The sequence below is a fragment of the Pseudomonas sp. 15C genome (genome assembly GCF_055484735.1).
Map to the genome: position 1 here is coordinate 1 of NZ_JBUDGD010000066.1, position 26,028 is coordinate 26,028.

A 26,028-nucleotide genomic window follows, 5' to 3' on the forward strand; every position below is an offset into this window, starting at 1 on the left:
CAGACACAGCGGAAGTAGGTGCAGCGAAGCAAACCGTAGCCGCTGCGCCCGGATCGATCCCGCAGCGAAGGAACCCGAGCCTGCGAGGGCCGAACGCAGAAGCAAGCGTTTTTTTGCTTACTTTTTTAGGCGTTTGTAAAAAAAGTGAGTCGCCGTAAGGGCGAAACCATAAGCCGCCGTTACCGCAGCAACGGATATGCACCCACATCCCCTCATATGAAAAAATTCGTTACCCGTAGGGCGCCCCGGAACCGTCCGCAGCGCCCTGTTTTCGCTACCGACTATTAGTCATCAACCGCAATCCGCGATAGTCTCCCAGCGAATTCCTCAAGAAGCACCGCACCATGACCAACCCGGCATTTGCCCCCGACATCGAAGCCATCAACCGCATTGACGCGGTGCCGGTGATCCTGAGCATGGTCAAACACCTCACCGGCATGCGCTTCGCCGCGGTGGCGCGGGTGACCGAGCGCAACTGGGTAGCCTGCGCCGTAGACGACTCGATCGATTTCGGCCTGTTGCCCGGCGGCGAACTGGTGCTCGAATCGACCATTTGCCATGAAATCCGCCAACACCAGCAACCGGTGATCTTCGGCCACGCCAGTGCGCACCCGATCTTCTCCGTGCACCACACGCCGAAGACCTACGGGCTGGAAAGCTACATTTCGATCCCGATCATCCAGGCCAACGGCGACTTCTTCGGCACCCTCTGTGCGATCGACTCGGTGCCAGCAAACCTCGACGAACCGGCCATCGCCAAGACGCTCACGCTGTTCGCGCAACTGATTGCCATGAGCCTCGATACCCAGAATCGTCTGGAAGCGACCACCGCCGAACTGAGCAACGCCAACGAACTCGGGCGCCTGCGCGAGCAATTCATCGCCGTGCTGGGCCACGACCTGCGCACCCCGCTGAGCGCCGTGCGCATGAGCGCCGACCTGCTGCACAGCAGAACCGAGGACAAGCGCTCGCTGAACCTGATCGCGGCGATTCGCAACAGCTCAGTGCGCATGGGCGTACTGATCGAAAACATCCTCGACTTCGCTCGCGGTCGCCTGGGCAGTGGTATCCCGGTCCAGCGCAAGTTCGTGCACGACCTGGAGCAAGTCCTGCAACTAAGCGTTGCCGAAGCGCAGGCGGCTTATCCCCAGGCAACGTTTGTTCATGATCTGGATTTACCGTCGGGAGTCTACTGCGACGCCCTGCGCATCAGCCAATTGCTCTCCAACCTGCTGAGCAACGCCGCCACCCATGGCTTGAACAGCGCGCCGATTGTGCTCACGGCCTTTGCCGAAAACGACGAGATCGTCATCACCCTGACCAACCACGGCACCCCGATTCCGGCGCAACTGTTGCCACGCCTGTTCGAACCGTTCACCCGCGCCGAAGCCGAGCAAAGCCGCGAGGGTCTGGGCCTGGGCCTGTACATCGCCGCGCAGATAGCGACCGCGCACAACGGCACGCTGCACGTGACGTCAGACGCCGAATCGGGAACCTGCTTCACGACAAAATTCCCGGCCCGCCTCGCCCCCTCACCCTAGCCCTCTCCCGGAGGGAGAGGGAACTGACTGGGGTGGATGTGAGGGCTACGCCGACCTGAAATACCGAGACGTACGCAAACTCCGAAGCCAACTAAAATCGGCCCCCTCTCCCTCGGGAGAGGGCTGGGCGGGCGTCGTTCCGATGAGGGCATCCACACCACAAATCCAAAGCCGACCACCCGCTTCTAACCACTCAACAATGAGCGTTAGCTCGAGTGCACTTGATCTTGATCTTGCCTAACCAGCGACATCGGAAGGCTGAGTGGAGGGATCGATCCGGGCGTGGGAGCGTAGCGACCGTCTGGCGCAGCCAGACACAGCGGAAGTAGGTGCAGCGAAGCAAACCGTAGCCGCTGCGCCCGGATCGATTCCGCAGCGAAGGGACCCGAGCCTGCGAGGGCCGAACGTAGGAGCAAGCCTTTTCGGTTACCTTTTTGGCGTTTGAAAAAGGTGACCCGCCGTCAGGGCGCAACCCTAAGCCGCCGTTACCGCAGCAACGGATATGTACCCCAAACCAAAAAAAACCAGCGCCTGAAAGAAAGCCATCGCCAGCAGGCTGGCTCCCACAGTTGGACCAGGTACATCAAAAGCCAAAAAAAAACGGCGACCCAAAGGCCGCCGCTCTTCCCACAGCTTTCAAATCTTACAAAGGACGACCAATCGCGTTGCAAACGCTAGCGTTGTTGATGTCCAGGTTGTTGCCCGACGAGTTGGTGATGAAGTTCGCAGTCACAGCGGTTTTCCAGGCGCTAGGCACGGCGACAAACTTGTGCGCCTGAACCGCAGCGTTGTTGCCCGGAACACTGTAGTGAGTGGTGAGGAACGCTTTCACATCCGCGGCCACGGCTGCATCCTTGTAGCACTGGCCGAAGATGAAGTTGGTGTAGGCAGCCAGTTTGTAACCCGAAGCCGGGTTAGCCACTACTGGCGACCAGTTGGCCGGGTTTGCAGCCTGAGCGGCAGTCGAAGGCGCAGCGACCGACGACAACGCCAGAGTCACGTTCACCGACGTCGGCTGTACACCGTTGACGCGAGCAACAACAGCATTGCTGGTAGCGTCGACACCGTCCGGACCGACATAACCGAGCGAACCGTCAACTGCGTTCACGGTAGTGGCGACTTCGGCAGTGCTGGCAACGCCCACCCAGTTCGAAGGCAGCGTCGAACCGGCTGGCAGACGAGCGTTGGTGAACGTCGAGTTGGTGGCGAACTGCGTCGGGCAGACCGAGTTCAAGTGGCGGCTGAGGATTTCGGTGGTGCCGCTGGAAACGTTGCGATAAACGATGCGGATCGGCGTGGTGTCGGCAGTGCCCAGCAGCGCGCCCCAGGTGGTTTTGGCGCCGGAGAAGGCATCGCACAACTGCGCACTGGTCAGGTTCAGCGCGGTCTGGCCGGCCTTTTTGTAAGGGATGGCAACCGAAGTGGCCACCGATGGCAACTGGATCAGCGGGCCGTAAGCGCTGCGGAAGTTGGTGTTGTAGGTGCTGATTTCCGAAGCGCTGAGGATCGAGTCGCTACCGGCGAAGTGCACGGTGCCGGTGGTGTTGAAGCCAGCCGGGTTGTTGGTCAGGAAAGCGGTCTTGCCACCGCCGCTGCCGATGGCTGCGTAGCTGAAGTTGGCCGGCAGGATGCTGTCGGCAGAACCTTTGTACAGAGCGGCAGGCAGAGTAGCACCACCACCGGTGACGGCCATGGCTTGTGCGGAAGCCAGAGCGGCGACGGTCAGGGATGCGGCGATCAGAGTGCGCTTGAACATGAAGAATCTCCTTTTCAACTCGGTTGAGAACACAGGTTTTCGGATGACTTGCATGACGCTTTTATGAGGACTCACCGGGCCCTCGCTGGCTGGCCTGGGTTAAGTCGCACTGAGAAATTCGCAGTTTCCGGTGACAGATAAAGGAAAAAACCTCGGGAGCTGAACGCTGTTTTCAGAGGGGTTTTCTCGGGTGTTTGCAGGGTTTGGCGCAGTGTCTGGCTCGCGGTTTTGGCGCAATCGGGCTGGAGCCGTTGGCGGGTGGTTGCAGATGACAGAAAGGAGAACCCGAGGACGGGGAAAGCGAGGGTCGGGTGATGGAGAATCTTTTGCAAAAACTTTGAATTGTTCATTGGCCTGACTGGCCTCATCGCTGGCAAGCCAGCTCCCACAGGGTTTTGTGTTGTGTCGCAGTTCGCATTGTCAACCTGGCTCCTTGTGGGAGCTGGCTTGCCAGCGATGAGGCCGGCCCCGGCCACCCTCAATACTTCAGACACACCGCTACTGGACTAGCTGATTGATCTCAATGATCGGCAACAACACCGCCATCACAATCACCAGCACCACCCCACCCATCACCACAATCATCAGCGGCTCCAGCAGTGCGGTCATGCCCATCGCCCGGCGTTCGATATCCCGCGACAAGGTCTGCGCCGCGCGCTCGAGCATGGGCGGCAACGAGCCGGTTTTTTCGCCGCTGGCGATCAGGTGAATCAGCACCGGCGGAAACACATTTTCGACGCGCAACGCCGCCGCCAGATTCGCGCCCTCGCGCACTTTCGCGGTCGCCTCGCTGACGCTCAGACTCAAGCGATCATTGGACAATGTCTGCCGCGCCGCCTCCAGCGCGCGCAACAACGGCACCCCGGCGCCGCCGAGAATCGCCAGGGTCGAGGCGAACCGCGCGGTGTTCAGGCCCAAGATAAACCGCCCGAACAGTGGCAACTTCAGCACCCGATGATGCCAGCGCAACCGCGCCGCCGGGTTGCGCAAATACAGGCGCCAACACCAGAACGCCCCGGCGATGATCGCCGCACACAACCAGCCCCAGGCACGAATGAAATCACTCGCAGTGAGCATCGCCAGGGTCAGCCCCGGCAAATCCTGGCGCGCTTGGGAAAACGCGCTGACCACCTGCGGCACCACGTAACTGAGCAGGAAAATCACAATGCCGATCGACACCAGCCCGACCACACCCGGATAGATGAACGCGGTGAGAATCTTGCCGCGCAGGTTGTTGCGCTCCTCGATGTAGTCGGCGAGGCGTTCCATGACCTGCGCCAGATCTCCAGACTCTTCCCCCGCGGCAATCAGCGCCCGATAGATCTCGGGGAAATCGCGCGGTCGCGCCGCCAGCGATTCCGCCAGGCGCATGCCGCTGCGCACATCGGCGCGCACCGCACTGAGGGTGTGGGCGATGTGCTTTTTTTCCGCCTGCTCGACCGTGGCACTCAGCGCCGCTTCCAGTGGCAGACTCGCGCCGAGCAGGCTCGCCAGTTGCCGCGTGGCCCAGGCCAGATCGTTGTCCGACAGCCTGGCACTGAACAATCCGCCGCCGTGCTGGGCAACATTGCTCTCTTTGTGCACCGACAGCGCGGTCAAACCACGCCCGCGCAAGGCACTGAACGCGGCGCCCTGACTGTCCGCCTCCAGATGCCCGGACTCGATCTTGCCGCTGGCATCGGCGGCCTCAAAACGATAGCGATTCATCAGGCGTCCCGGGTTACACGCAGGATTTCTTCCGGCGCGGTGGCGCCGCTGCGGATCCAGCGCTCACCGTCCTCACGCAAACTGAACATCCCGGCTTTGGCGGCGGAAGCGCGCAAGGCCTGCTCCCCTGCCCCTTGGTGGATCAGCGTGCGGATATCGTCGTCGATACAGAACAACTCGTGAATGCCGGTGCGGCCGCTGTAACCGGTCTGGTTGCACGCGGCGCAGCCGACCGGCCGCCAGGTGCCGGGCGCGGCCGGGTCTTCCTGTTTGCACTGGTTGCACAGGCGTCGCACCAGTCGCTGCGCGAGCACGCCAAGCATCGACGAGGCCAGCAGGAACGGCTCGACGCCCATGTCGATCAAGCGGTTGACCGCCGACACCGCGTCGTTGGTGTGCAGCGTCGCCAGCACCAGGTGACCGGTCAGCGAGGCCTGCACGGCGATTTGTGCGGTTTCCAGATCGCGGATCTCGCCGATCATGATGATGTCCGGGTCCTGGCGCAGAATCGCCCGCAGCGCCAGGGCGAAGGTCATGTCGATCTTGGCGTTGACCTGAATCTGGCTGATCCCGGGCAAGTCATATTCGACCGGGTCTTCGACGGTCAGAATGTTGCTGGTGCTGGCGTCCAGTCGTGCCAGTGCCGCGTAGAGGCTGGTGGTCTTGCCGCTGCCGGTCGGCCCGGTGACCAGCACGATGCCGTGGGGCTGGCGGATCAGATGATCGAGCTTCGCCAGCACCTGCGCGTCCATGCCGAGGGTTTCCAGTTGCAGGCGACCGGCCTGTTTGTCGAGCAGGCGCATCACCACCCGTTCGCCATGGCCGGTCGGCACCGTCGACACGCGAATATCGATCGGCCGCCCGGCTACGCGCAAGGCGATTCGGCCGTCCTGCGGCAGGCGTTTTTCGGCAATGTCGAGCTGGGCCATGATCTTGATCCGCGACACCAGTGCGCCGTGCAGCGCCTTGCGCGGCGAGACCACATCGCGCAGGGTGCCGTCGACGCGGTAGCGCACCACCGAATGGGTTTCGAACGGCTCGATGTGAATGTCGCTGGCCTCATCGCGCGCTGCCTGGGTCAGCAACGCGTTGATCATGCGGATCACCGGCGCGCCGTCCTGGGTGTCGAGCAGGTCGGTGATTTCCGGCATGTCCTGCATCAGGCGGTCGAGGTCGACTTCGTTTTCCGCAGCACCGACCACGGCCGCAGCGCTGCCGGTGTCGGAATACGCGGCGGCGAGCAAGCCGTCGAGTTCGTCATCGCGCACCCGCTCCAGCCGCGCCACGCCAAACTGGCGCCGCGCTTCGCTGATCGACCAGCCCGGCGTCGACGGGCACACGGTCAGCACGTCATCACGCAGCAGAATCCGCTGCGCCTTGGCCCAGGCGTACGGCAAGCGACTCACAGGCGCGGGCCTCCCGGAATTGGCACTGCCTTGATGGTCGCGCGCGGGCCGGAAGTCGGCACCACCGCCGGCACACCTTGCGCCGCCGAAGGCAACTGCGGTGCCTGCATGTCCGGCATCGCCCAGCTGCGCTCCGGTTGCAGACCGCCCTGCGCGCGGCGCATGAAGTCGTAGCGGTTGAGGGTGATGCTCCGCCCCGCTTCGCTGTCGCGAATGATGTACGGACGCAGGAACACCATCAGGTTGGTCTTGGTGATCGCTCGGCGCTCGTTGCGAAACAGCGCGCCAATCCCCGGAATCGTCGACAGCCACGGCACCGCGTCGTTGCTCTGGCTGTAGCCGTCCTGCAGCAGTCCGCCGAGGACCATGATCTGCCCGTCATCGAGCAGAATGCTGGTGTCGATCGCGCGTTTGTTGGTGACGATGCCGGCCGCGTTCGCGCTGGCGGAAGCGCGTTCGTCGATGCTGCTGACTTCCTGATAGATGTCGAGCTTGACCGTGCCGCCCTCGGAAATCTGCGGGCGCACGTTGAGCTTGAGGCCGACCTCTTCGCGGGTCACGGTCTGGAACGGGTTGTTGCTGGTGCCACCGCCGCCGGTGACGTAACTGCCGCTGACAAAGGGGATGGTCTGGCCGACGAAAATGCTCGCCGCTTCGTTGTCCAGTGTCAGCAGGTTCGGCGTCGACAGCACGTTGGTGCCACCCTTGCTCTTCAGCGCGCGGGCCAGCACTTTCAGGTCGAGAATCTTGCCGATACCGGGAATGTCGACGGTGCCGTTGACGTAGCCAAGGTTCAGGCCCTGCGGCAGCACATCAAGGCTGGTCTTGCCGCTGAGGTTGATTCCCGAACCACCGAGATTGGCGCCGCCGATCACGCCTTTGCCGCCGAGATCGCCAGTCTGCCATTGCACGCCGAATTCGCTGGCATCGTCCTCGCCGACTTCGACGATCAAACTTTCGATCACCACTTGCGCGCGGCGCTGGTCGAGCAAATCGATCACCTCGCGCAGGTTGCGGTACAGCGGCTCCGGCGCGGAAATCAGCAAGGTGTTGGTGGTGGCGTCGGCCTGAATGGTCACGCCGCCGGCGGTGAACGCCACGTTCTGCTCGCCGCTCTGCGCCCCGCCGCTACTGCTGCTGGTGCCGCTGCCCTGAGCGTAACTGCCGCCGCTGCTGCCGCTGTTGGTCGTCGTCGAACTGCCGCTGGTGGGTGTGCCGCTCTGACCAGCCTGCCCAGCGTTACCACCGGTGCTGCTGCCCATGCTGCTGAGCACCGAGCGCGCACTGTCGCTGCTGCCGCTGTCGCTCTCACCGGTGAGCAAGCCGCGCAGGGCTTGCGCCAGTTTCGCCGCTTGCGCGTTGCGCAGGTACACCACGTGCAGGTTGCTCGGATTGCTCTGCGCGTTGTCGAGTTTGTAGATCAGGTTGCGCGCCAGCTCGGTGCGCTCGGGGCTGCCGGCGCGAATGATGATGCTGTTGGAACGCGGATCACCGATCACGGCGATTTTCTGCGTCGGATCGTTGCCCGGTGCGTCAAGCAGATCAGCGACCATCGGCGCGATGTCGGCGGCGATACCGTTCTGGATCTGCACCACGTCGGTGTCGATCGCGCTTGGCGAATCAATGCTCGCGATCAATTGGGCGACGCGAGTGAGGTTTTCGGCGTAGTCAGTGATGACGATGGTGTTGTTGCCGGGATAGGCATTGATCGGGTTGTTCGGCGAGACGATCGGCCGCAGCACCGGAATCAGGTTCACCGCGTTTTCGTATTGCAGGCGAAAGGTGCGGGTGAGCATGCCGTTGCCGGCCGGTTTGTCGGCGCTGTAGATCGGCCCGCCGAGTAGTTTTGCATCGGCTTCCGGCACCACCTGGGCGACGCCGCCGACATCGACCACGCTGAAACCCTGCATGCGCAATGCCGCCAGCAGCATGTCGTAAGCCTGCCGCGCCGACACCTGACCTTCCGAGACCAGGGTCAGGGTGCCCTTGACCCGTGGATCGACGAGAAACTGCTGGCCGGTCGAACGCGACAATGCGCGCACCACCGCTGGAATATCGGCGTCGACAAAATTCAATGTCACCGGTTGATCGCCCAATGGATTGCTCGGCAAGGTGCTGCCCGTGGGCGTGGCACCGGCACGTGCGCTTTTGCTGATGTTGTGCAATTGCTTGGGTGCCGGTCGCGCCTGCGCCTGCGCGCGTTCGCGATCGAGCACCGCGTCGCCGCTGCGCTGGGTACTCGCCAGCGGTCGGCCCAGTTCACTGTCGACCAGCAGCGGTGGCTGATTTTGCGGCGCTCCGGTGTTGCTGCACGCACTCAACGCCATCAGCAACAACGGCAATGCCAGTTGTGCCGGTTTGGATCCTGACCCCTTCATGAAGCTTCCTTAGCGCCCAGCGCCTGATCCATGCGAACGGTGCCTGACAACGTGCCGGCAGTGACTTCGGTCGAGGGGTTGTCTGCGCGTTGCAAACGGGCCTCGACCACTTGCAGAGAAAGTTGCGACGGCGTACTCAGCAGCCAGTCGAGTACGGCGTCGGCTGGCGCGCCGTCGAAGGTCAGTTGCCAGGCGCCGGCCTCACCGGGTTGCAGTTGATAGTGCCCGGCCAGGCTGCTGGCCTGCAGGGTTTGCTCCAGCGCCTGGGCCACGCTTTGCCCGTCCGGGCGCACGCTGACTTCGCGCAGCAGCACTTCCAGCGCTTCGGTCTGCGCGCGCAGCTTCGGCGTTTCGGTTTGCCAATAGCTGATTTTCTTCAGAGGCGGCTGGATCAGCGCCACCCACAGCAGCAGGCCGAGCAGCGCCACGGCCATGCCGCCAACCATGCGTTTCTCGCGCGGCGCCAACGGCTGCCAGCGCGCCTGCACCTGAGCGCTGAAGCGCTGCCATTTGGCGCGGTAAGGCGCGAGCTTATTCATCTTCATTTGCTCCGCTGCTGTCGTCGCTGTCGCTTGCGGTGGCTTCGCTGGACGGGCGCAAAATCCAGCCCTCCTCATCGGCGGTGACGCTGATGCCGGCCTGCGCCAACGTGCTTTGCCAATCCTGATTGTTCCCGCTACGCCGGGCCTCGCTGAGCAACGCCAGTTGCAACGTGCCGTCGGCAAAGGTCAGGCGCTCGACCGTGCCGGCCATGAACGGCATGCCGCTGCCGGCCTGCAACACCAGGCGATTGAAGGTTTGCGCCGGATCATCTGTCGCGCCCTTCTGCCGCTCGGCCAATTGCTGCCGCGCCTGTTGCAGCGGGTTGAGGATCACCGGCAACTGCGGGAAGGCCTGTTTGACCCGCTGACTCATCTGCGCCTTGAGCTGCTGGCCCTGGCTGGCTTCGCGCGCGGCGTACAGATTCAGGCCAACAACCCACACCGCGACAGCCAGTGCCAACAAACCGATTGCCCGGCCCCAACCGCGATGCTCGGGGGTTTGCGACACCGCGCCGTGCAAGCCCCAACCCGGCAACGGTCCGGTCCAGCGCTGGGCATCGGCCATTGGCAACTCGGCAGACGCCGGCGCCTGATCGCCAATCCAGTGCAGCGTGGTGCCCGGCTGCCACATCGCCGTGTCGACGTCCTCCTCGAACAAGGGCTGCACCCGCGCCGCCTGCACGCTGTCGCGCAGCAGCAGATGCCCGTCCTGCACGCAGGCGACGGTGCCCGGCAATACCGGCAAGCTGTACGCCGCCGGATAGAGACCGCGCAGGTTCAGGCCCGCGTGTTTCAATAATTGCGCCAGTTGCTGCAATGGCTGACGCGGTGCCCAGGCGATCTGCACCCGCCCGGCCTCGTCGCGAGGCCCGTGGGCAACGTGCATCTCGCTGAGGTCGCCCAGCACCAAGGCCTGCGCCGCGCACTGCACCGCCGCTGCGGTTTTATTGGCCGGCAGCGGCGGCAGATCGATGCTCGCCAACAGGCTGTCCGCCGGGTGCAGAAAACCCAGCAGCGGCGGCAGTTTCGGCACTTGGCTCAACTGCCTCAAGCTCATGGATTGTTCGCGGCTGACCTGACCGGCACGGTCCAGCCAGGCAACGTGCAACTCGCTGTCGAGGTCAAGATCCGTCAATGGCGGCAGCGCAATTCTGAGCTGACTCATGCGCCCACCCGCGACCAGATCACTTGCGGCAAACGGTCCTGACTGCGATGCAACAACGCCTCAAGACTGACGCGCCGCTGATCGCGCCGCGCTTCGCCGCGCAGGCGAAACCAGTCACTGGTGATGCCGACCCGCACAGTGGTCAGCTCCAGCTCAGGCATGCGCAAACGGTTGACGAAATCGCCCCGGTTGATGAACCAGCGCCCGGCATCGCGCTCATTGATCAGCGCCTGCGCGCGCTCCAGCGACAACCCCGGCACATACGCCGCCAACACCGGCGCGGTGGCGGTGTTGCCGTTGAGCCAGGTCGTCGCCGGAATCACCGTCAGGTACGCCGCGAGTTTGCCGATCAGCGCGTCATTCACGCCGTCGACACTGCGCAAATCCTCAAGGCTGCGCAGCATCGGCAGTGTAGGGTTTTGTGGTTTTCGTGAAGCATTGGGCGAGGTCAAGCGACCGCTGCCGAAGGTGTTTTTCGTAGTTTCGGCGATCTGCACGTTGAGCAGTCGCGGATAAGAGCCGATCACCCGCTGAATGATCCGCTGGCTCAGCCCGGCATTGACACCGAGCAACCCGCACAGGCGCTCGAACGCTTGCACCTGCTCATCATCCACGCGTTCGTTGGCCACCAGGTTGCGCAGGTTGAACTTGCCCTGCTCATCCTCCAGCTGCCCCTCAAAACCCTGTGCATTCAAGCGTTGCGCCCACGGCTGATCGAGCCGGGTCAACGGGTCACGCTGGCGTGCGTCCCACAGCAACTGACGACTGATCTCCAGCCCGCCCTGCGCCAGCCAGCGCCCTTGAATGCGCTGCTGATCGGCCTCCAGCGCACGAGTCGACACACTCTGGCGCGTCAACATGCCCGCCGCGATTACCGCCACCACGGCAGCAATCAACAACGCGCTGATGATCGCCATGCCTCCCTGCTTCGCCCCCTTGGGCGAACGGCGATTCATGGCCGGCCTTACAACTGCCAGGAACCGATATCGGCATTCACGCCGTCGCCGTCCGGCTGACCGTCGGCACCGAGGGAAAAGATGTCGATCTCGCCATTGGCGCCGGGGTTGAGGTACTGATAAGGACGGCCCCACGGATCGTTCGGCAAGCGCTCCAGGTATGAGCGCCAGTTACTGTTCTTCGCATCCGCCGGCCGTTCCACCAACACTTTCAAGCCCTGATTCATGCTCGGGTAGGTGCCGTGGTCGAGGCGATACAACTTCAACGCCTGCATCAAACCGCCAATATCCTGCTTCGCCGCCGTCGCCCGCGCCTGATCCGGCCTATCGAGTACCTTGGGCACCACCATCGCCGCGAGAATCCCCAGAATGACCACCACCACCATGATCTCGATCAGGGTAAAACCCTGCTGACCACGCGGCGTGCGCAGCGGTTGTTTGCGCGAAGTGAAAGGTGCGATATCCATCTCGACAATCCCTGGCTTGGTTCGATTCGACGCGCAGTGTTGCAAGAAGATATGTCAGGGATGTTGAAAATCCTCGGGAGTTTTCGTCGTCAAGCCGTCAAGCACGCGGGTTAGCGTCGAGGGCTGTTTTTTGCTTTTGGGGCTTTTATGCCTGCGCCTTCTCGAGAAAGCGGATTCACCCTGATTGAAGTGCTGGTGGCGCTGGCGATCATCGCTGTGGCGATGTCCGCGGCCGTGCGTGTGGCGGGGTTGATGACGCAGAGCAACGGGCTGCTGCGGGATCGGTCGATTGCGCTGGTGGCGGCGCAGAGCCGCATGGCGGAGTTGCGAATGGAGGGGCGCTTGCCGGTGGGCATGAAAGCGGTTGAGTGTGATCAGGGGCGGTTGTTGTTGCGCTGCGAGCAGGTGATCGCGACCGCAGAAAACGGACGACTGCTCACGGTTGGCATTCAGGTATTTGACCGCAGTCAGGATGCACCGCCGTTGGCCAGGCTGGAGACATTGTTGTCACGCACGGACAGCCCCTCACCCTAGCCCTCGCCCCCAGGAGAGGGAACTGATTCGGGGGTATTCGAGAGTTGCGCTGACCTGAGCGTGACGCATTGAATCCATCATCGACACGGTTATTCAGGTCGATGTGCAGAGGCCGCTCATCACTCGATTAATCTCCCCAACCACCCGCCTCGTCGCCTCCTCGATCGTTCCCTCGCTCCGGCATAAAAACCAACCCTGATCCGCAACGGCTTGTTCAAACGCCTGAGTACAAGCGACATGCTCCTCCAGACCGCGAAGCACAGTACTGCTCAAGCCGCGCCGTCGTGCAGCCGCCCTCGCCCAGGAAATCTCTGCCGCTGTGACCACGCCGACATGCAGGTCTGGCACCTGGACGTCACGATCAAGGTTCAACTGCAGGATTTCGGCGAACGGAACTGTGCGGCGAAACGCGGCCTCGGACGGGTACCAGCGATCGATCAGGATAATGCTGTCGGTGGGCTGTCTGGTCAGCACGTGCCGGGAAATCCAGCGGCGGCTATCAGCTAGACGCGCGCAAACTTGCAATTCCAGATCCCGGTCAGGCTGCCGGGCGAGCCGGTTCACCAACTGCATGGTCTCGCCCCGGAACGGGTCGCTTTTTTTCTCGCACAGCCGGATGACTTTCTGGTTGTCGGCCCTCAGGACTTCGGTGATGGCCTCCAACAGCGAGGTTTTGCCGACGCCTTTGGGGCCATCCAGCGCGACAAACAGCGGACGATTCATTTTCACGGGCTTCAACGGGGATGGGTGACCACTCTAACGGATTTTCAGGTTGAACCTCTGCCGTTCAGGCGAACTCCCAAACCTGAATACAGGAGAAACCTATGACTCAAACAGCTTTGGTCGTGGGCGCCAGCGGCATCGTCGGCAGCGCCATCACGCAGTTACTCATCGACAACCAGTGGCAGGTCGCCGCGCTGTCGCGGCACCCGTCGCAAACGCCAAGCGTGATCCCGGTCGCGGCTGATCTCCAGGATCCGGCTTCGCTGGAACGTGCACTTGCGGGGTTGAAACCCACCCATGTGTTCATCACCACATGGTCACGCCAAGCCACGGAAGCCGAGAACATTCGCGTCAATGCCGCCATGGTACGCAACGTGCTCAGCGCCGTTCGCCCAGCCAAGAGCGTTGAGCACGTAGCGCTGGTGACCGGCCTGAAACACTACCTCGGCCCGTTCGAAGCGTATGGAAAAGGCAGCCTTCCGCAAACGCCGTTTCGCGAAGAGCAGGGTCGTCTGGATGTCGAGAATTTCTATTACGCCCAGGAAGACGAGCTGTTCGCCGCCGCCGAAAAGGACGGTTTTACCTGGAGCGTTCACCGCCCGCATACCGTCACCGGGGTAGCCGTTGGCAACGCGATGAACATGGCAACCACCCTTGCCGTCTACGCCTCGATTTGCAAACACACCCATCGCCCATTTGTGTTTCCCGGATCGAGGGTGCAGTGGGACAGCCTCACCGACATGACGGACGCCCGGCAGTTGGCGAAACAACAATTGTGGGCGGCCACCACGCCGGCGGCAGCCAACCAGGCATTTAATGTCACGAATGGCGATGTGTTTCGCTGGAAGTGGATGTGGAGCCGAATTGCCGACTACTTCGACGTGCCTGCTGCCGATTATCCCGCTTCCCTCTCGCCGCTGGAGAAGCAGATGGCCAACGACCAAACCGTATGGACGCAAATAGTTGCCGAACACGGTTTGAAAGAAGCTGACATCGGTCGCCTGATCTCGCCATGGCACACCGATGCTGACCTCGGCCGCCCCATCGAAGTGGTTACTGATATGTCGAAAAGCCGTGCAATGGGTTTCACTGCCTATCAGGCGAGCGATCAGGCGTTTTTCGATGTGTTCGACAAACTGCGCGAGATGCGCTTGATACCTTAGGTCGTTTCACAGCGGATATGAAACGGTGCGGCGCCTGACTTCAGGCGCCATCCCGCTAACCGCCCACGCGAGCCCAGAATTCTTCCGCTGACGGGCTGATGGGCGCCGTCGGGCGCGTGAGGTGAATTTCCAAAGGGATATCCCAGCTTTCGTCCAGCGCTCGGACCAGACGTCCGTCAGTCATCTCCTGTTCGGTCAGACTTTTTGGTAACCAGGCGACCCCCTTGCTCTCCAACGCCATCGACATCAGAACGGCAGCCAGATGGCTGCTGAAAAGCGGCTTGAGATGAAGATAATCTTCTTTGCCGTGGAGTCGGTGAGCGACGATTCGGCCAAGGCCCGATTCGTGGGTGTAGGCCAGATAAGGCAGTGTTTCAGGAGAGGTACCGAAATTAGCAGAGGGACTCGCCAGTGGCACCAGCACATCCTCGCCGATCTTCTTTCCAATGAACTGATCAGGGGCCAGCAACGGCGGTACATCGGGGTGGCGATGACACAGGAGAAATTGAACCTGGCCCTGGATCAGCATCTGCTCGCACACCGCCATGCTGTCTGAATGCAGACGTACCGCCTCGATCGGTGCGCCGTTTTCGGCACTTCTCAACCATCGTGGGAAGAAGGTAAATGACAGAGAATGAGTGGCTGCAAATTGCAGTGTTTTTGCGGCCATTCCCGCCACTTCCTGTGCCTCGGAGCGCATCCGGTACAGGCGCCTGGCAGCCTCTTGGGCGCTAGGCAAAATCTGTCTTCCGGCCTCGGTCAAGGTCGCTCCCTGCGGGGTGCGCACGAACAGTTCGACGCCCATCCAATTCTCCAGCGAACGGACTCTGCGACTGAAGGCAGGCTGCGTCACGTGGCGCGCTTCAGCGGCACGAACAAAGCTTCCGTATTCCGCGAGCGCTGAAAAATCCTCTAGCCAAACGAGTTCCAAGGGCAATGCCTCCTGTGCATAGGGCGCGGCATTAATAGCATTGGGCGGGTGTCATCGCAAAGCATAACGTGGGGCCACAAACAACAAGAGGAACCCGTCATGCGTATCGTCGACATCCGTGAAAAAACCGTTTCCATTGCCTCCCCGATTGCCAACGCGTACATCGATTTCTCGAAAATGACCTGCTCGGTCGTCGCGGTTATCACCGATGTGATTCGCGATGGAAAACCGGTCATCGGCTACGGTTTCAACTCCAACGGTCGCTACGGTCAAGGCGCTCTGATGCGCGATCGCTTCCTGGCGCGCATCACCGAAGCTGATCCCGACACACTCGTCGACCATGAAAACAATAACCTGGATCCGTTTGCCATCTGGAAAGCCCTGATGACCAACGAAAAGCCTGGCGGCCACGGCGAGCGCTCGGTCGCGGTGGGCACCATCGACATGGCGGTATGGGATGCCGTCGCCAAGATCGAAGGCAAACCGCTCTATCGTTTGCTCGCCGATCGTTACCGTAACGGCGTGGCCGATGACAAGGTCTGGGTCTATGCAGCAGGCGGTTACTACTACCCAGGCAAAGACCAAACCAAACTCAAAGCAGAAATGCAGAGTTATCTGGATCGTGGCTACGACGTTGTCAAAATGAAGATCGGCGCGGTGCCACTGGACGAAGATATCCGTCGCATCGAAGCGGTACTTGAAGTGGTCGGCGACGGTCGTCGACTGGCAGTCGATGCCAACGGTCGTTTCGATCTGCAGACCGGTATCGCTTACGCCGAAGCCATCAAGAAGTACAACCTGTTCTGGTACGAGGAAATCGGCGACCCGCTCGACTACGCACTGCAAGCCGAGCTTGCCAATCACTACGAACTGCCCATGGCGACCGGGGAAAACCTGTTTTCCCACCAGGACGCGCGTAACTTGCTGCGTCACGGCGGCATGCGTCCGGATCGCGACTTCCTCCAGTTCGACTGCGCGCTGTCCTATGGGCTCGTGGAGTACATGCGCACCCTGAAAGTGATGGACGAAATGGGCTGGTCGTCGCGCCGCGTAGTTCCGCACGGTGGTCACCAGATGTCCTTGAACATCGCCGCCGGCCTGCACCTGGGCGGCAACGAATCCTACCCCGACGTGTTTCAGCCTTTCGGCGGCTTCGCCGACGGAATCAAGGTGGAAAACGGTTATGTCGGCCTGCCGGATATTCCAGGCGTGGGCTTCGAAGCCAAATCCGCCTTGTACGCCGTCATGCGCGAGCTGGGCGAAGGCTGATCCCGATCGATCTGCGGTTTCTTTTAGAGGGGCCGCAGACTCGGGCGTCTTTCGCAGACGCCAAACCACATGCCCATCACAACAATAAAATGAGGTGCTTCCGTGGAAATTTCCAAGTCCCGCTGGTACGGCCAGCTGTATGTGCAAGTGCTGATCGGCATCGTGATCGGTGCAGCGATCGGTTACTTCGTACCCGATATCGGCGCCAAGCTCCAACCCTTTGCCGACGGCTTCATCAAACTGATCAAAATGCTCTTGGCACCCATCATTTTCGGTACGGTCGTGGTCGGTATCGCGAAGATGGGCAGTATCAAAGAGGTCGGGCGGATTGGCGTGAAGGCGCTGATCTACTTCGAGATTCTTTCAACCATCGCCCTTGTCGTCGGTCTGATCGTGGTCAACATCGTCAAGCCTGGCGTCGGGATGAATATCAACGTCAGCGCGCTGGATGCAAATGCGATCAGCAAATACAGCCAGGCCGCCACTGAGCAAGGCGGCACCGTTGAGTTCTTTCTCAACATCATTCCCCACACCTTTCTCGGCGCGTTCTCCAACGGCGTCATGCTTCAGGTCATTCTGCTTTCGGTATTGATGGGTGTGGCTCTGGTTCAAATGGGCGAGACCAGCAAGCCATTGATCAATACCATCGATCTGTTTCTGCAGGGCCTGTTCAGGATCGTGGCGATGGTCATGCGCCTGGCGCCACTGGGCGCCGGTGCCGGCATGGCGTTCACGATCGGCAAATACGGGATCGGCACGCTGCTATCGCTCGGGCAGTTGTTGGTCGCCCTCTACATCACCACCTTGATTTTCATCGTCGTGGTACTGGGTACGGTGGCCCGATGGTCGGGCATGCCGCTGATGCAGTTTCTGCGCTACTTCAAGGATGAAATTCTCATCACGCTTGGCACCTGCTCAACCGAAGCGGTGTTGCCACGCATGATGGTCAAGCTGGAAAAGCTCGGCTGCAAAAAATCCGTAGTCGGCATGGTGTTGCCGACGGGCTACACCTTCAACGCAGACGGCACCTGTATCTATCTCACCATGGCCGCCATCTTCATTGCCCAGGCGACCAATACGCCACTGACCTTCATGGATCAGATGATCTTGCTGGGCGTATTCCTGCTGACCTCAAAGGGCTCGGCCGGGGTGGCAGGCGCAGGTTTTGTAACGCTGGCCGCAACGCTCACCACCATTCACTCCATTCCTCTGGTGGGCCTGGTCTTGCTGCTGGGCATTGACCGGTTCCTCAACGAAGCGCGGGCCGTGACCAACCTGATCGGTAACGGCATCGGCACCATCGCTATCGCCAAGTGGGACAACTCGTTTGATGTCGAGGCGTGCGAGCGTGAAATCGCCGCCATGAAACACGAGAAAGCGGCCAGGAAGGCATTGCTGGCGCAGAAATAATCTGCAAAGGGATCCGGTCATCTCGCCGTGGCAACGGTTATGGCCGGTAGCGCCTTCCAGGTCTCGTTCAACTCGAATGAGATCTGCACATCACTGGTGAGCACTAGATGGAGCCGAAAATGATCGAGCGATCACATCATGAACTGCGCAAGGCGTTTGGTGATTTACTCAAAGGAAACGTCTGCAAGTTTGCTGCTTCAGTATTCGACCCTATCTCGGTTCGTATGGCTGGCGACCTTGGCTTTGAGGTTGCCATTCAAGGTGGTTCGGTCGCCTCGCTTCAGGTACTCGGGGCACCGGACATTGCACTGCTCACGCTGGATGAGTATGTCGAGCAGGTTTCCAGAGTCGGCCGGGCCAGCCAGATCCCGATCATCGCGGATGCTGACCATGGATTCGGAAACGCGCTGAATGTCATGCGCACCGTGACCGAGCTGCAGAAAGCCGGTGTCGCTGCCTTGACGCTGGAGGACACCCACCTGCCGGCCAGGTACAACGAGCAATCGCCTGTGCTTATCGAGCGGGAAGAAGCCGCGAGCAAGATTTACGCCGCGCGGTTTGCCCGATCAGATGATGCCCTCAGCATCATCGCCCGAACCAACGTGGCCGTGACCACGCTGGAAGATTCCATTGCACGCACCACGGCGTATGAAAAGGCTGGGGCCGACGCGATTTGCCTCGTCGGGGTAAAAGACTTCGAACATCTGGAAGCACTCAGCGCACATCTGAGTGTGCCGATCATGTTGGTCAACTATGCAAATCCCGCGCTGAGCAATGTTGAGCGACTGAGTGCTGCCAATGTGCGAATTGTGGTTAATGGGCATGCGCCGTATCTGGCCGCAATCGAAGCGACGTACGAGGCGTTGTGTGAACAAAGCGGCGCGGAGGGACGCGAACTTACGCTCTCTAAGCTGCTTGCCAGGTACACACTCTCGGACAATTACCGGGAGTGGGCGGAAACTTATTTAAGGTCGGGTCGTGATTCGAATTGATTTGAAGCAGGTGAGCTGAAGCGTCATGGGGCGAGGCTGGAGACATTGTTGCCGCAGACGGACCGCCCCTCACCCTAGCCCTCTCCCCCTGGAGAGGGAACCGATTCGGGGATATTCGAGGGTTGCGCCGACCTGAACGTGGCTCGTTGAACCCAGAGTCGCTGAGCTCACAAAAGCCATAATCACTATGGTCTTGCAGGTCGATGTACCCCTAAAGACACCTCGGTCGGCCCCCTCTCCCTCCGGGCGGTCCGACGTTTCGGGAGGGCTGGGGTGAGGGCTTGCACGCCAATCGCACCATCGCCAATCAGTTTGACAGACAGCCAGTAGAACCCCGGTCAGCACCAGGGGTCTGCTCTTGTATACCCTCTCTGGAATACATCGAATGTCCGCGCAACATAGCCTGGTAATACTCGCTCGGGGCGGTTACGCCGCTCGTGGCGTGCTGTATTTGATCATCGGTATTTTTGCCCTGCTGGCAGCGCAAGACTCGACAAAACCCAAGGACAGCCACAAAAGCCTGGAGGCACTGCTCAGCCAACCCTTCGGCTATTTTCTGGTTGGGCTTGTAGTGGCCGGCCTGCTCGCCTTTGCAGCTTGGCGCGTCCTGCAAGCGACGCGTGATGTCGATCATCATGGCAAGGACCTCAAAGGTCTGGTCATTCGCGCAGGTCTGTTGGCGGGCGGTATGGTCAACGGCGCTTTAGCGATCTTCGCATTGGGTTTGCTCGTCAGCGGCATCAGAAGCTCGGGCGACTCAGGTGGGCAGACCAAAGACTGGCTGGCGCATCTGTTGTCCTGGGATCACTCGAATCTTTTGGTGTACCTGATCGCACTCGTTCCGCTGGGGGTCGGTATTGCTCACATCATCAAGGGCTGGAAGGCGACGTTCGAGAAATACTTTGAGGCGGACGAGGATGTCATGCGGTATGTCCGCCCCGTCTCGAGGTTCGGCCTGATCGCCCGTGGGGTGGTTTTTATTGAGATTGCGGTGCTGCTGGCTGTCAGCGGTTCCACTTATCAAGCGATGGATCCACCGGGTATGAAAGAGGCACTGGACGCGCTGCAAAATCTTCCAGCGGGCTGGTTGATCTTGATCGTGATGGCGTTGGGGTTGATGGCTTTCTCGGTTTACAGCTTTTCTGAAGCTTTCTGGCGAAAGATCAATATGGATGTGCCTGGGGTAGCGAGATCGTAAGGCTACGTTCACCGCTTGCCGATTGGTAACCAGGTTGGCGGTACCCGCGATAAAGCGGGCACCGCGTCCTGGCAAAGCAGAAGGCTCAAACGCCCACTTACCAGTTGTAACTCACTTTGGCGGTAATCTCGCGACCCGGGTTGTAGAAGTTCGCGGTGCCGGAACCGACCACGTGCTGCTCATCCAGCAAGTTGCTGACGTTCACCGCAAGATCGGTACCCTTGGCGATCTTGTAGTTGAAGGCGGCGTCGAACAGCGTGGTGCCATCGCTCTTGCCGGAGTTGGCTGCATCGAAGTAATAGGAACCGACGTAGCGCGCACCCAAACCAACGCTGACATCCGTGCCGGGCAGGTCGTAATAACTCCAGAGCGAAGCGGAGTGCTTGGGTGCCGTGGCGAACTCGTTGCCTTTCAGCGAGCTGCCGTCGTACAACGAACCGCGCAGTACTTCCGACTCCATGTAGGAATAACCACCGATCAGGCTGAGGTTCTGCGTTACCTGCGCCTTGGCCTCCAGGTCGAGGCCACGCGCCCGCGACTCGCCCACCGTTTGTTGCTCGATGATGCCGCTCGGCAGCACCACGGCGATGGTGACGTTTTCCTGGGTCAGGTCATAAACGGCGGCGGAGAACAGTGCGTCCATCCCCATCGGCGCATATTTCACGCCCACTTCGTACTGCCGGCCCGTCTGCGGTGTGACGCCAACTTGCGGCGGCGAGACGGATTCCACCATGCTCACATAAGTGGAGACTTCGTCGTTGACGATGTAAGTCAGCGCACCGCGGTAGGAGGTTTCGGAGAAGGTGTCTTTCTCAGTCGATTGCAAGCCTTTGCTGGTCAGATCCATCGAGTCGTTGCGCACACCCCCGGTGACGATGAAACGCTCGTAGAACGACAGGTTCTGCTGAAGGAATACCGCCTTGGTGGTCGCGTCTCGCTTGTTCACGGCATACGGCGCGATTGAGCGTGAAACACCGGTAAACACGGGATTGGCAATATCAATCGGGGTCGTCAGGTCGTAGACCGAGCTTTCCCTGGTGGTCGAATCCAGATACTCCACACCCACCAAACTGCTGCTGTCGATGTTCTCGAAACGGGCATCGTATTGCAGCATCAGATTGCCGTTGAACTGGTCGGCCTCGGTGTCTGTGCCAAACAGATAGCGGTCGACGGTCGTACCGACCCGTGCGGCGCTGTCGCTTAAGTAAACGTAGCCAAAATCATCGGTCAACTTGCTGTAACGCAGATTGCTGCGCAGTACAAAGCCGTTGTCGAAGTCATGGGTAACGTTACCGCTGAGGCTGGTGCGCTCGACATCGTGGAAGTTGTAGCTCGGCTCACCGTAAAACTTGCTGCGGTCGTACTCTTTGTCCAGCGGATAGCCGCCACTGTTGGGCGAACTTTCGGTTTTCAAGTAATCCAGAATCACTGTCGCCGACGTGTAATCCGACGGAGCCCAGGTCAGGCCACCCATAAACAACTGGTTGTCGTCCTGTGAGTGATCGTACTCGCGGTCGCTGTTCTGGCCTTTGGCAGTAAAGCGGCCGGCCAGGGTTTTCTCGTCGTTCAGCGCATCCCCCACATCGATGCCGGTCTCGACATGGTCGAACGAGCCGTAGGTCACATAGCCCTGACCAAACTTCTCGAAGCGCGGTTGTTTGGTCACGAAGTTCACCGAACCGCCGGGGTCCGCGGGGCCAAACAACGTGGAGTTGGCGCCACGCAGAATCTCGATGCGCTCATAGGCGAATGGGTCTTCGCGTACGCCGCGCATCGAACTCAGGGTCAAGCCGTCACGGTAGGTAGTGGCCTGGAAGCCGCGGATCTGGAAATAGTCGTTGCGGTCATCCGTGCCATAGAAGTCACTGACCACGCCCGGCGTGTATTGCAGCGCCTCTTCGGTGGTGCTGACGCTGCGTTGTTGCATTTCCTTGTTGGTCACCACCGACACCGAGGCCGGTGTGTTGAGAATACTGGTCGCCACCTTGCCGCCCACCCAGAGTTCCTTGGCAACCACCGAGTTGGTGTCGTCGTCGGCACTCACCCTGACCTTGGCATTGATGATGAGGGGCGCAAGGCGGTAGTCCTCGACGTCCGTTGCGTCGAGCTCCAGCGGGCCGGCCGGCTTTGCCTGGGGCACCAGCAGGTAGGCATTCGGGCCCTGCTGTTCAATTTGCAATTCGCTGCCTTGCAGCAACGATGACAGCGCTGCCGATGTATCGAGCGTGCCATTCACGCCAGCCGTGGTGCGGTTCGCGACACTCGATGCGTCGAATGAAAGACTGACGCCCGCCTCGCGCGCAAAGCGATCAAGCGCCGGCGCCAGTGGGCCCGCAGCGATGTTCCACGGTTTGACTTGATTGCTCGGGTCAGCGCTCGACGTTTGCGCCAGCGACGGCAATGAATAGCTGCTGACGATCAAACCCAAAATCGCCGCGTGCAAGGCGCGATTCAATGGATGGCGCTGTGAAACCGGGGACGAACTCATTTTCTCGCTCCAAGAAGGGACATCGACAGACTGGCCTGTATTCCGGCCTTCCAAAGAGGTCGAACGAGAATGAGAAACCACCTCATTATTTTTCACGCATTACGAAATTCAGCTGGCTGCGGTCACGGTCACCCAGTACCGGGTTCGATAATCGACGTGCAAATGCAGTGATTGCGCGATCAACGCCAGGACCTGATCGTTGTCGGCAAGCTGGAAGGTGCCGGACACGCGACGGTCCGCGACCTCTTCGGCGCAGCGCAACACCCCGGGGCGATAACGCGACAACTCCGCGATGAAATCACCGAGGCGCATGTTGCGCGCACTGATCACCCCGTCACCCCAGCTCCAGGGATCAAGGCCCTTGTCGCTGAACGTTTGCACGCCACTGGATGTGAACAGCAACTGATCGCCTGCCTGCACGCTGCGGCTTGCCGGCGTTTGACGGGCGCCGGGGAACAGCGTGACCGATCCTTCCTGGGCCGCGACCAGCGTGCCATCGTCACGCTCGCGCACCAGAAAGCGCGAACTGTGGGCCTGCATGAGGCCGTCGCGTGATTGCACCCAGAGCGGTCGCGCTGGATGCGAGCGCTGGTCCGCGCCGACACTCACAATGATTTCACCCCGTCGCAGGATGATCAGGCGTCGCTGGGCGTCGAACTCGCTGTCGACGGCGCTATCGCTGTTGAGCTGGACGAGGCTGCCATCATCGAGCTGGAAGCGGCGTCGCTCGCCGGTGCTGCTGCGTTGCTGCGCAAGCATGGCGGGGACCGGCGTGTAATCTCGGCCGAGCCAGGCTGCCGTGCCAACAGTCGCCAAGATGCCCAGCAGCTTCAGGCTTTCGCGCCGGCGCATTCCCTGACAGCTGCCAGCAAGGGTTTGTCGGGCCAGTTGCGCGGGCACGCCTTCGAAGTCATCGCCAAGGGTTTCCACACGCTGCCACGCCAACCCATGTTCCGGGCGCTGCTGCAGCCAGTGCTCAAAACTGCGCTGTGTCTGTTCATCGGCTTGATTGAAGCGAACGCGCACCAGCCATTGGATCGCCTGCTCGACAATGGCCGGATCGAGCGCCTGCGGCTCAGGCCTCGACATAACGCAAGCGATAGCAATGTTGCAGGGCCGTGGCCAGATCGCGCTCCACCGTCGCGCGGGAAACACCGAGCTTTTCGGCTATTTGCGCGCAAGTCAGGCCGTCGAGCCGGGCAAACAAAAACGCCTGCCGAACCCGTGGTTTAAGCGTACCGAGCATGCGGTCTATACGTTCGAGCGCATCCAGAATCACCAGCCGGCTCTCTTCCGAGGGCACCTCGTGTTGAGGCAACAACATCACGCTTTCCAGATAGGCACGCTCGAGTTCGCGACGACGATACTGATCAATCATCAGCCCACGGGCGATACTGCTCAAATAAGCGCGCGGTTCGCGCAAAGGGCTGGATTGACGGGATTTGAGCAGACGGACGAACGTGTCCTGCGCCAGATCGGCAGCGTTATCGCGACATCCAGTGCGCCGGATCAGCCAGCCCTGTAACCACGAATGGTGGGTGCGATAGAGCAGCCCTAGATCAGCAGTGCCTAGTGTTTCGTCGCTGCGCATCGGAATCCCGGCGAATACATGATTGATAATGAATCGCATTCTACTCACGGGATGGGGCCTGAGGCAAATACCCCTTCCCGCCCAAAACCTCCTTGAGCGCTGACGGCGCTCGTCGTGTCGATTGACGCGCCGTCAGCAGAATCAATCTCAGACGATGCTTTCGATCACCCCACCGTCAACGCGCAACGCTGCGCCCGTGGTGGCGGACGCCTGTTCGGAGCTGACGTAGATGATCATGTTGGCGACCTCCTCAACGCTGGCGGCACGCTGGATGATCGAGGAACTGCGGTGGGCGTTGACGAAATCGGCGGCGACCTTCTCCAGGCTTTCGCCGGAGCTTTCGACGGTGGCGCTGAGCATCTGCGCCACGCCTTCGGACAGGGTCGGCCCGGGCAGCACGGCATTGACCGTCACCCCGGTGCCCGCCAGACGCTTGGCGAGGCCGCGCGACACGGCGAGCTGGGCGGTCTTGCTGAAGCCGTAATGGATCATGTCAGCCGGAATATTCACCGCCGACTCCGACGAGATGAACACGATCCGCCCCCACTTGCGCTCCACCATGCCCTGCGCATAGGCGCGTGACAGGCGCACGCCGGACATGACGTTGACGTCGAAAAAACGTTGCCACTCGCTGTCCGGTATCTCGAAGAAATCCTGCGGATTGAACACGCCCAGATTGTTGATGACGACGTCGAAATCACTGTGCTCCGCGACCAATTTTTCGACCCCAGCCTCGCTGCCCAGATCACCGGCAAAACCGATGGCCTTGGCGGCCAGTTCGCCCAGCCGTTGCAAAGCGCCGTCGAGGCTTTCCTGGCTGCGACCGTTGATCACCACCTGCGCCCCCGCTTGCAAAAAGCCCTTGGCCGTCGCAAAACCGATGCCGCTGGTGGAACCCGAAACCAAAACCTTACGTCCGGTGAAATCAATGTTCATGATGACCTCGCAATGGGGTGAATGGCTGGATATTGCAGTGTTTGTAGCGCCTCGATAGTCCGCTTGGATTAGAGATGACTTTTGGAGTTTGTCGAATTATCGTCGGTGCGTCGCCGCTCAAGGTTAATCGCTTATGGGCGCGCGGGTGACCGAATTGGCAATCACGACGGCGTATTGCGCTATGGGGCGCGTCAGCACATCAGCTGGAGAAATCATCAAATGAAGGCTTCAACCCTGGTGCTTGCCGCGTTTTATTCCATGGGCATCAGCGCAGCGTTTGCCGATGGCTCGCAAACACCAAAGGACAAGCACGGGCCAGCGGGCATAGTCGTCGGTGAGCGCTTGGCCGCGGCCAGGTCCAAACTAGTCAAACAAGGCTGGAAACCAACGCGGATGCATGCCACCGACGGCTACGAATACAGCGGAGTGGAAAAGGAACTGGCTACACGCAAGTACTTCGAACTGGATACCTGCTCGTTCGATAGCTCACGTTGCATCTTGTACTACTCAAAGAAAGGCACATGCCTGCGCGTCGATACCATCGGTGAGCAATTCAACGACATGACCGTGACACGCTGGACCCGCGAATGCCCTGAAGCGCCTCAATAACCCAGTAAAGTTGGCGCAGAAAAGTAACCGCCCCACTCCCATAGGTCCCAGCCCCGAACACAACATCCGCGACCAACACAAAACCCTGTGGGAGCCAGCCTGCTGGCGATAGCGGCCGATCAGGCAACAGAGACAGCACTAGTGCCACCGCTGCCCGCCCTACTCCGCATCACTCCGGCAACTGCAAATTATCCAAAGCCCGATTCACCGCCAGCTCCCCGAGCATGATCAACTGCGAAATCCCCAACAACGCCCGCCGCTGCGAC

At 60.7% G+C, this 26,028-nt stretch carries 22 protein-coding genes and 1 pseudogene; 8 read left to right on the forward strand and 15 right to left on the reverse strand.

What is annotated here, in order from left to right; translation table 11 throughout:
- Nucleotides 1-344: 344 nt before the first annotated feature.
- Nucleotides 345-1,541, forward strand: a complete 1,197-nt coding sequence (locus tag ACYYKW_RS23315) for a GAF domain-containing sensor histidine kinase (RefSeq protein ID WP_464991276.1) — start codon at nucleotides 345-347, stop codon at nucleotides 1,539-1,541.
- 643 nt (nucleotides 1,542-2,184) lie between these two features.
- On the opposite strand, the gene ACYYKW_RS23320 is transcribed toward ACYYKW_RS23315, so the two are convergent.
- The 8 genes from ACYYKW_RS23320 to gspG all read right to left on the reverse strand — a co-directional run bounded on the left by ACYYKW_RS23320 (nucleotide 2,185) and on the right by gspG (nucleotide 11,918).
- Nucleotides 2,185-3,297 (reverse strand): substrate-binding domain-containing protein, encoded by a 1,113-nt coding sequence (locus ACYYKW_RS23320; RefSeq protein WP_090282984.1) that lies wholly within the window; start codon nucleotides 3,295-3,297, stop codon nucleotides 2,185-2,187.
- Nucleotides 3,298-3,795: 498 nt separating this feature from the next.
- Nucleotides 3,796-5,004 (reverse strand): type II secretion system inner membrane protein GspF, encoded by a 1,209-nt coding sequence (gene gspF / locus ACYYKW_RS23325; protein WP_336354642.1) that lies wholly within the window; start codon nucleotides 5,002-5,004, stop codon nucleotides 3,796-3,798.
- Nucleotides 5,004-6,410: a type II secretion system ATPase GspE gene (gene gspE, locus ACYYKW_RS23330; protein WP_093102047.1), complete on the reverse strand. Its 1,407-nt coding sequence runs from the start codon at nucleotides 6,408-6,410 to the stop codon at nucleotides 5,004-5,006. Before gspE ends, gspF begins: the two co-directional genes overlap by 1 nt.
- On the reverse strand, nucleotides 6,407-8,788 hold the full coding sequence (gspD, locus tag ACYYKW_RS23335; protein WP_464991277.1) for a type II secretion system secretin GspD: 2,382 nt from the start codon (nucleotides 8,786-8,788) through the stop codon (nucleotides 6,407-6,409). Before gspD ends, gspE begins: the two co-directional genes overlap by 4 nt.
- Nucleotides 8,785-9,327, reverse strand: a complete 543-nt coding sequence (gene gspM / locus ACYYKW_RS23340) for a type II secretion system protein GspM (RefSeq protein WP_464991278.1) — start codon at nucleotides 9,325-9,327, stop codon at nucleotides 8,785-8,787. The genes gspD and gspM overlap by 4 nt, the downstream gene beginning before the upstream one ends.
- Nucleotides 9,320-10,495: a type II secretion system protein GspL gene (gspL, locus tag ACYYKW_RS23345; protein ID WP_464991279.1), complete on the reverse strand. Its 1,176-nt coding sequence runs from the start codon at nucleotides 10,493-10,495 to the stop codon at nucleotides 9,320-9,322. Before gspL ends, gspM begins: the two co-directional genes overlap by 8 nt.
- Nucleotides 10,492-11,451: a type II secretion system minor pseudopilin GspK gene (gene gspK / locus ACYYKW_RS23350; RefSeq protein ID WP_464991280.1), complete on the reverse strand. Its 960-nt coding sequence runs from the start codon at nucleotides 11,449-11,451 to the stop codon at nucleotides 10,492-10,494. The genes gspL and gspK overlap by 4 nt, the downstream gene beginning before the upstream one ends.
- 8 nt (nucleotides 11,452-11,459) lie before the next feature.
- A complete protein-coding gene (gspG, locus tag ACYYKW_RS23355) occupies nucleotides 11,460-11,918 on the reverse strand; it encodes a type II secretion system major pseudopilin GspG (protein WP_090282977.1) in 459 nt (152 codons plus the stop codon).
- A 147-nt stretch (nucleotides 11,919-12,065) separates the two neighbouring features.
- Between gspG and gspI the strand changes: the two genes are divergently transcribed.
- Nucleotides 12,066-12,452, forward strand: a complete 387-nt coding sequence (gspI, locus tag ACYYKW_RS23360; protein WP_464991281.1) for a type II secretion system minor pseudopilin GspI — start codon at nucleotides 12,066-12,068, stop codon at nucleotides 12,450-12,452.
- Nucleotides 12,453-12,545: 93 nt separating this feature from the next.
- Here the strand turns inward: gspI and ACYYKW_RS23365 are convergent, their stop codons facing one another.
- Entirely contained in the window at nucleotides 12,546-13,175 is a 630-nt protein-coding gene (locus ACYYKW_RS23365; RefSeq protein ID WP_464991282.1) for a dTMP kinase, read from the reverse strand.
- A gap of 101 nt (nucleotides 13,176-13,276) precedes the next feature.
- Between ACYYKW_RS23365 and ACYYKW_RS23370 the strand changes: the two genes are divergently transcribed.
- Nucleotides 13,277-14,338 (forward strand): SDR family oxidoreductase, encoded by a 1,062-nt coding sequence (locus tag ACYYKW_RS23370; protein WP_464991283.1) that lies wholly within the window; start codon nucleotides 13,277-13,279, stop codon nucleotides 14,336-14,338.
- Nucleotides 14,339-14,393: 55 nt separating this feature from the next.
- Here ACYYKW_RS23370 and ACYYKW_RS23375 read toward each other — a convergent pair whose 3' ends face one another.
- Complete coding sequence (locus ACYYKW_RS23375; protein ID WP_464991284.1) at nucleotides 14,394-15,269, reverse strand: LysR family transcriptional regulator; 876 nt, start codon at nucleotides 15,267-15,269, stop codon at nucleotides 14,394-14,396.
- A 99-nt stretch (nucleotides 15,270-15,368) separates the two neighbouring features.
- Between ACYYKW_RS23375 and ACYYKW_RS23380 the strand changes: the two genes are divergently transcribed.
- From ACYYKW_RS23380 to ACYYKW_RS23395, 4 genes are all read left to right on the forward strand, one after another.
- Entirely contained in the window at nucleotides 15,369-16,538 is a 1,170-nt protein-coding gene (locus tag ACYYKW_RS23380) for a mandelate racemase/muconate lactonizing enzyme family protein (protein ID WP_336354631.1), read from the forward strand.
- A 102-nt stretch (nucleotides 16,539-16,640) separates the two neighbouring features.
- Nucleotides 16,641-17,948 carry a C4-dicarboxylate transporter DctA gene (dctA, locus tag ACYYKW_RS23385; RefSeq protein WP_464991285.1) on the forward strand — a complete coding sequence of 436 codons (1,308 nt, stop codon included), beginning with the start codon at nucleotides 16,641-16,643 and terminating at the stop codon, nucleotides 17,946-17,948.
- Between the two features lie 119 nt (nucleotides 17,949-18,067).
- Complete coding sequence (locus ACYYKW_RS23390; RefSeq protein ID WP_464991286.1) at nucleotides 18,068-18,940, forward strand: isocitrate lyase/PEP mutase family protein; 873 nt, start codon at nucleotides 18,068-18,070, stop codon at nucleotides 18,938-18,940.
- A 385-nt stretch (nucleotides 18,941-19,325) separates the two neighbouring features.
- Nucleotides 19,326-20,138 carry a DUF1206 domain-containing protein gene (locus ACYYKW_RS23395; protein WP_203421795.1) on the forward strand — a complete coding sequence of 271 codons (813 nt, stop codon included), beginning with the start codon at nucleotides 19,326-19,328 and terminating at the stop codon, nucleotides 20,136-20,138.
- Between the two features lie 97 nt (nucleotides 20,139-20,235).
- Here ACYYKW_RS23395 and ACYYKW_RS23400 read toward each other — a convergent pair whose 3' ends face one another.
- The 4 genes from ACYYKW_RS23400 to ACYYKW_RS23415 all read right to left on the reverse strand — a co-directional run bounded on the left by ACYYKW_RS23400 (nucleotide 20,236) and on the right by ACYYKW_RS23415 (nucleotide 25,153).
- Nucleotides 20,236-22,626 (reverse strand): TonB-dependent siderophore receptor, encoded by a 2,391-nt coding sequence (locus tag ACYYKW_RS23400; protein ID WP_464991287.1) that lies wholly within the window; start codon nucleotides 22,624-22,626, stop codon nucleotides 20,236-20,238.
- 108 nt (nucleotides 22,627-22,734) lie between these two features.
- On the reverse strand, nucleotides 22,735-23,715 hold the full coding sequence (locus tag ACYYKW_RS23405) for a FecR domain-containing protein (protein ID WP_464991288.1): 981 nt from the start codon (nucleotides 23,713-23,715) through the stop codon (nucleotides 22,735-22,737).
- On the reverse strand, nucleotides 23,702-24,217 hold the full coding sequence (locus ACYYKW_RS23410) for a sigma-70 family RNA polymerase sigma factor (RefSeq protein WP_203422067.1): 516 nt from the start codon (nucleotides 24,215-24,217) through the stop codon (nucleotides 23,702-23,704). The genes ACYYKW_RS23405 and ACYYKW_RS23410 overlap by 14 nt, the downstream gene beginning before the upstream one ends.
- A gap of 147 nt (nucleotides 24,218-24,364) precedes the next feature.
- Entirely contained in the window at nucleotides 24,365-25,153 is a 789-nt protein-coding gene (locus ACYYKW_RS23415; RefSeq protein WP_464991289.1) for an SDR family NAD(P)-dependent oxidoreductase, read from the reverse strand.
- 219 nt (nucleotides 25,154-25,372) lie between these two features.
- On the opposite strand from ACYYKW_RS23415, the gene ACYYKW_RS23420 reads away from it, so the two are divergent.
- Nucleotides 25,373-25,762 (forward strand): hypothetical protein, encoded by a 390-nt coding sequence (locus ACYYKW_RS23420; RefSeq protein ID WP_464991290.1) that lies wholly within the window; start codon nucleotides 25,373-25,375, stop codon nucleotides 25,760-25,762.
- A 169-nt stretch (nucleotides 25,763-25,931) separates the two neighbouring features.
- Here ACYYKW_RS23420 and ACYYKW_RS23425 read toward each other — a convergent pair.
- A pseudogene (locus ACYYKW_RS23425) lies at nucleotides 25,932-26,028 on the reverse strand (DUF6124 family protein); the annotation flags it as partial.

Excerpts from the sequence above, each read along its gene's own strand:
- ACYYKW_RS23315 (WP_464991276.1), top strand. The coding sequence starts at position 345 with ATGACCAACCCGGCATTTGCCCCCGACATCGAAGCCATCAACCGCATT.
- ACYYKW_RS23320 (WP_090282984.1), bottom strand. The coding sequence starts at position 3,297 with ATGTTCAAGCGCACTCTGATCGCCGCATCCCTGACCGTCGCCGCTCTG.
- gspF (WP_336354642.1), bottom strand. The coding sequence starts at position 5,004 with ATGAATCGCTATCGTTTTGAGGCCGCCGATGCCAGCGGCAAGATCGAG.
- gspD (WP_464991277.1), bottom strand. The coding sequence starts at position 8,788 with ATGAAGGGGTCAGGATCCAAACCGGCACAACTGGCATTGCCGTTGTTG.
- gspM (WP_464991278.1), bottom strand. The coding sequence starts at position 9,327 with ATGAATAAGCTCGCGCCTTACCGCGCCAAATGGCAGCGCTTCAGCGCT.
- gspL (WP_464991279.1), bottom strand. The coding sequence starts at position 10,495 with ATGAGTCAGCTCAGAATTGCGCTGCCGCCATTGACGGATCTTGACCTC.
- gspK (WP_464991280.1), bottom strand. The coding sequence starts at position 11,451 with ATGAATCGCCGTTCGCCCAAGGGGGCGAAGCAGGGAGGCATGGCGATC.
- gspG (WP_090282977.1), bottom strand. The coding sequence starts at position 11,918 with ATGGATATCGCACCTTTCACTTCGCGCAAACAACCGCTGCGCACGCCG.
- gspI (WP_464991281.1), top strand. The coding sequence starts at position 12,066 with ATGCCTGCGCCTTCTCGAGAAAGCGGATTCACCCTGATTGAAGTGCTG.
- ACYYKW_RS23365 (WP_464991282.1), bottom strand. The coding sequence starts at position 13,175 with ATGAATCGTCCGCTGTTTGTCGCGCTGGATGGCCCCAAAGGCGTCGGC.
- ACYYKW_RS23370 (WP_464991283.1), top strand. The coding sequence starts at position 13,277 with ATGACTCAAACAGCTTTGGTCGTGGGCGCCAGCGGCATCGTCGGCAGC.
- ACYYKW_RS23380 (WP_336354631.1), top strand. The coding sequence starts at position 15,369 with ATGCGTATCGTCGACATCCGTGAAAAAACCGTTTCCATTGCCTCCCCG.
- ACYYKW_RS23390 (WP_464991286.1), top strand. The coding sequence starts at position 18,068 with ATGATCGAGCGATCACATCATGAACTGCGCAAGGCGTTTGGTGATTTA.
- ACYYKW_RS23395 (WP_203421795.1), top strand. The coding sequence starts at position 19,326 with ATGTCCGCGCAACATAGCCTGGTAATACTCGCTCGGGGCGGTTACGCC.
- ACYYKW_RS23400 (WP_464991287.1), bottom strand. The coding sequence starts at position 22,626 with ATGAGTTCGTCCCCGGTTTCACAGCGCCATCCATTGAATCGCGCCTTG.
- ACYYKW_RS23405 (WP_464991288.1), bottom strand. The coding sequence starts at position 23,715 with ATGTCGAGGCCTGAGCCGCAGGCGCTCGATCCGGCCATTGTCGAGCAG.
- ACYYKW_RS23410 (WP_203422067.1), bottom strand. The coding sequence starts at position 24,217 with ATGCGCAGCGACGAAACACTAGGCACTGCTGATCTAGGGCTGCTCTAT.
- ACYYKW_RS23415 (WP_464991289.1), bottom strand. The coding sequence starts at position 25,153 with ATGAACATTGATTTCACCGGACGTAAGGTTTTGGTTTCGGGTTCCACC.
- ACYYKW_RS23420 (WP_464991290.1), top strand. The coding sequence starts at position 25,373 with ATGAAGGCTTCAACCCTGGTGCTTGCCGCGTTTTATTCCATGGGCATC.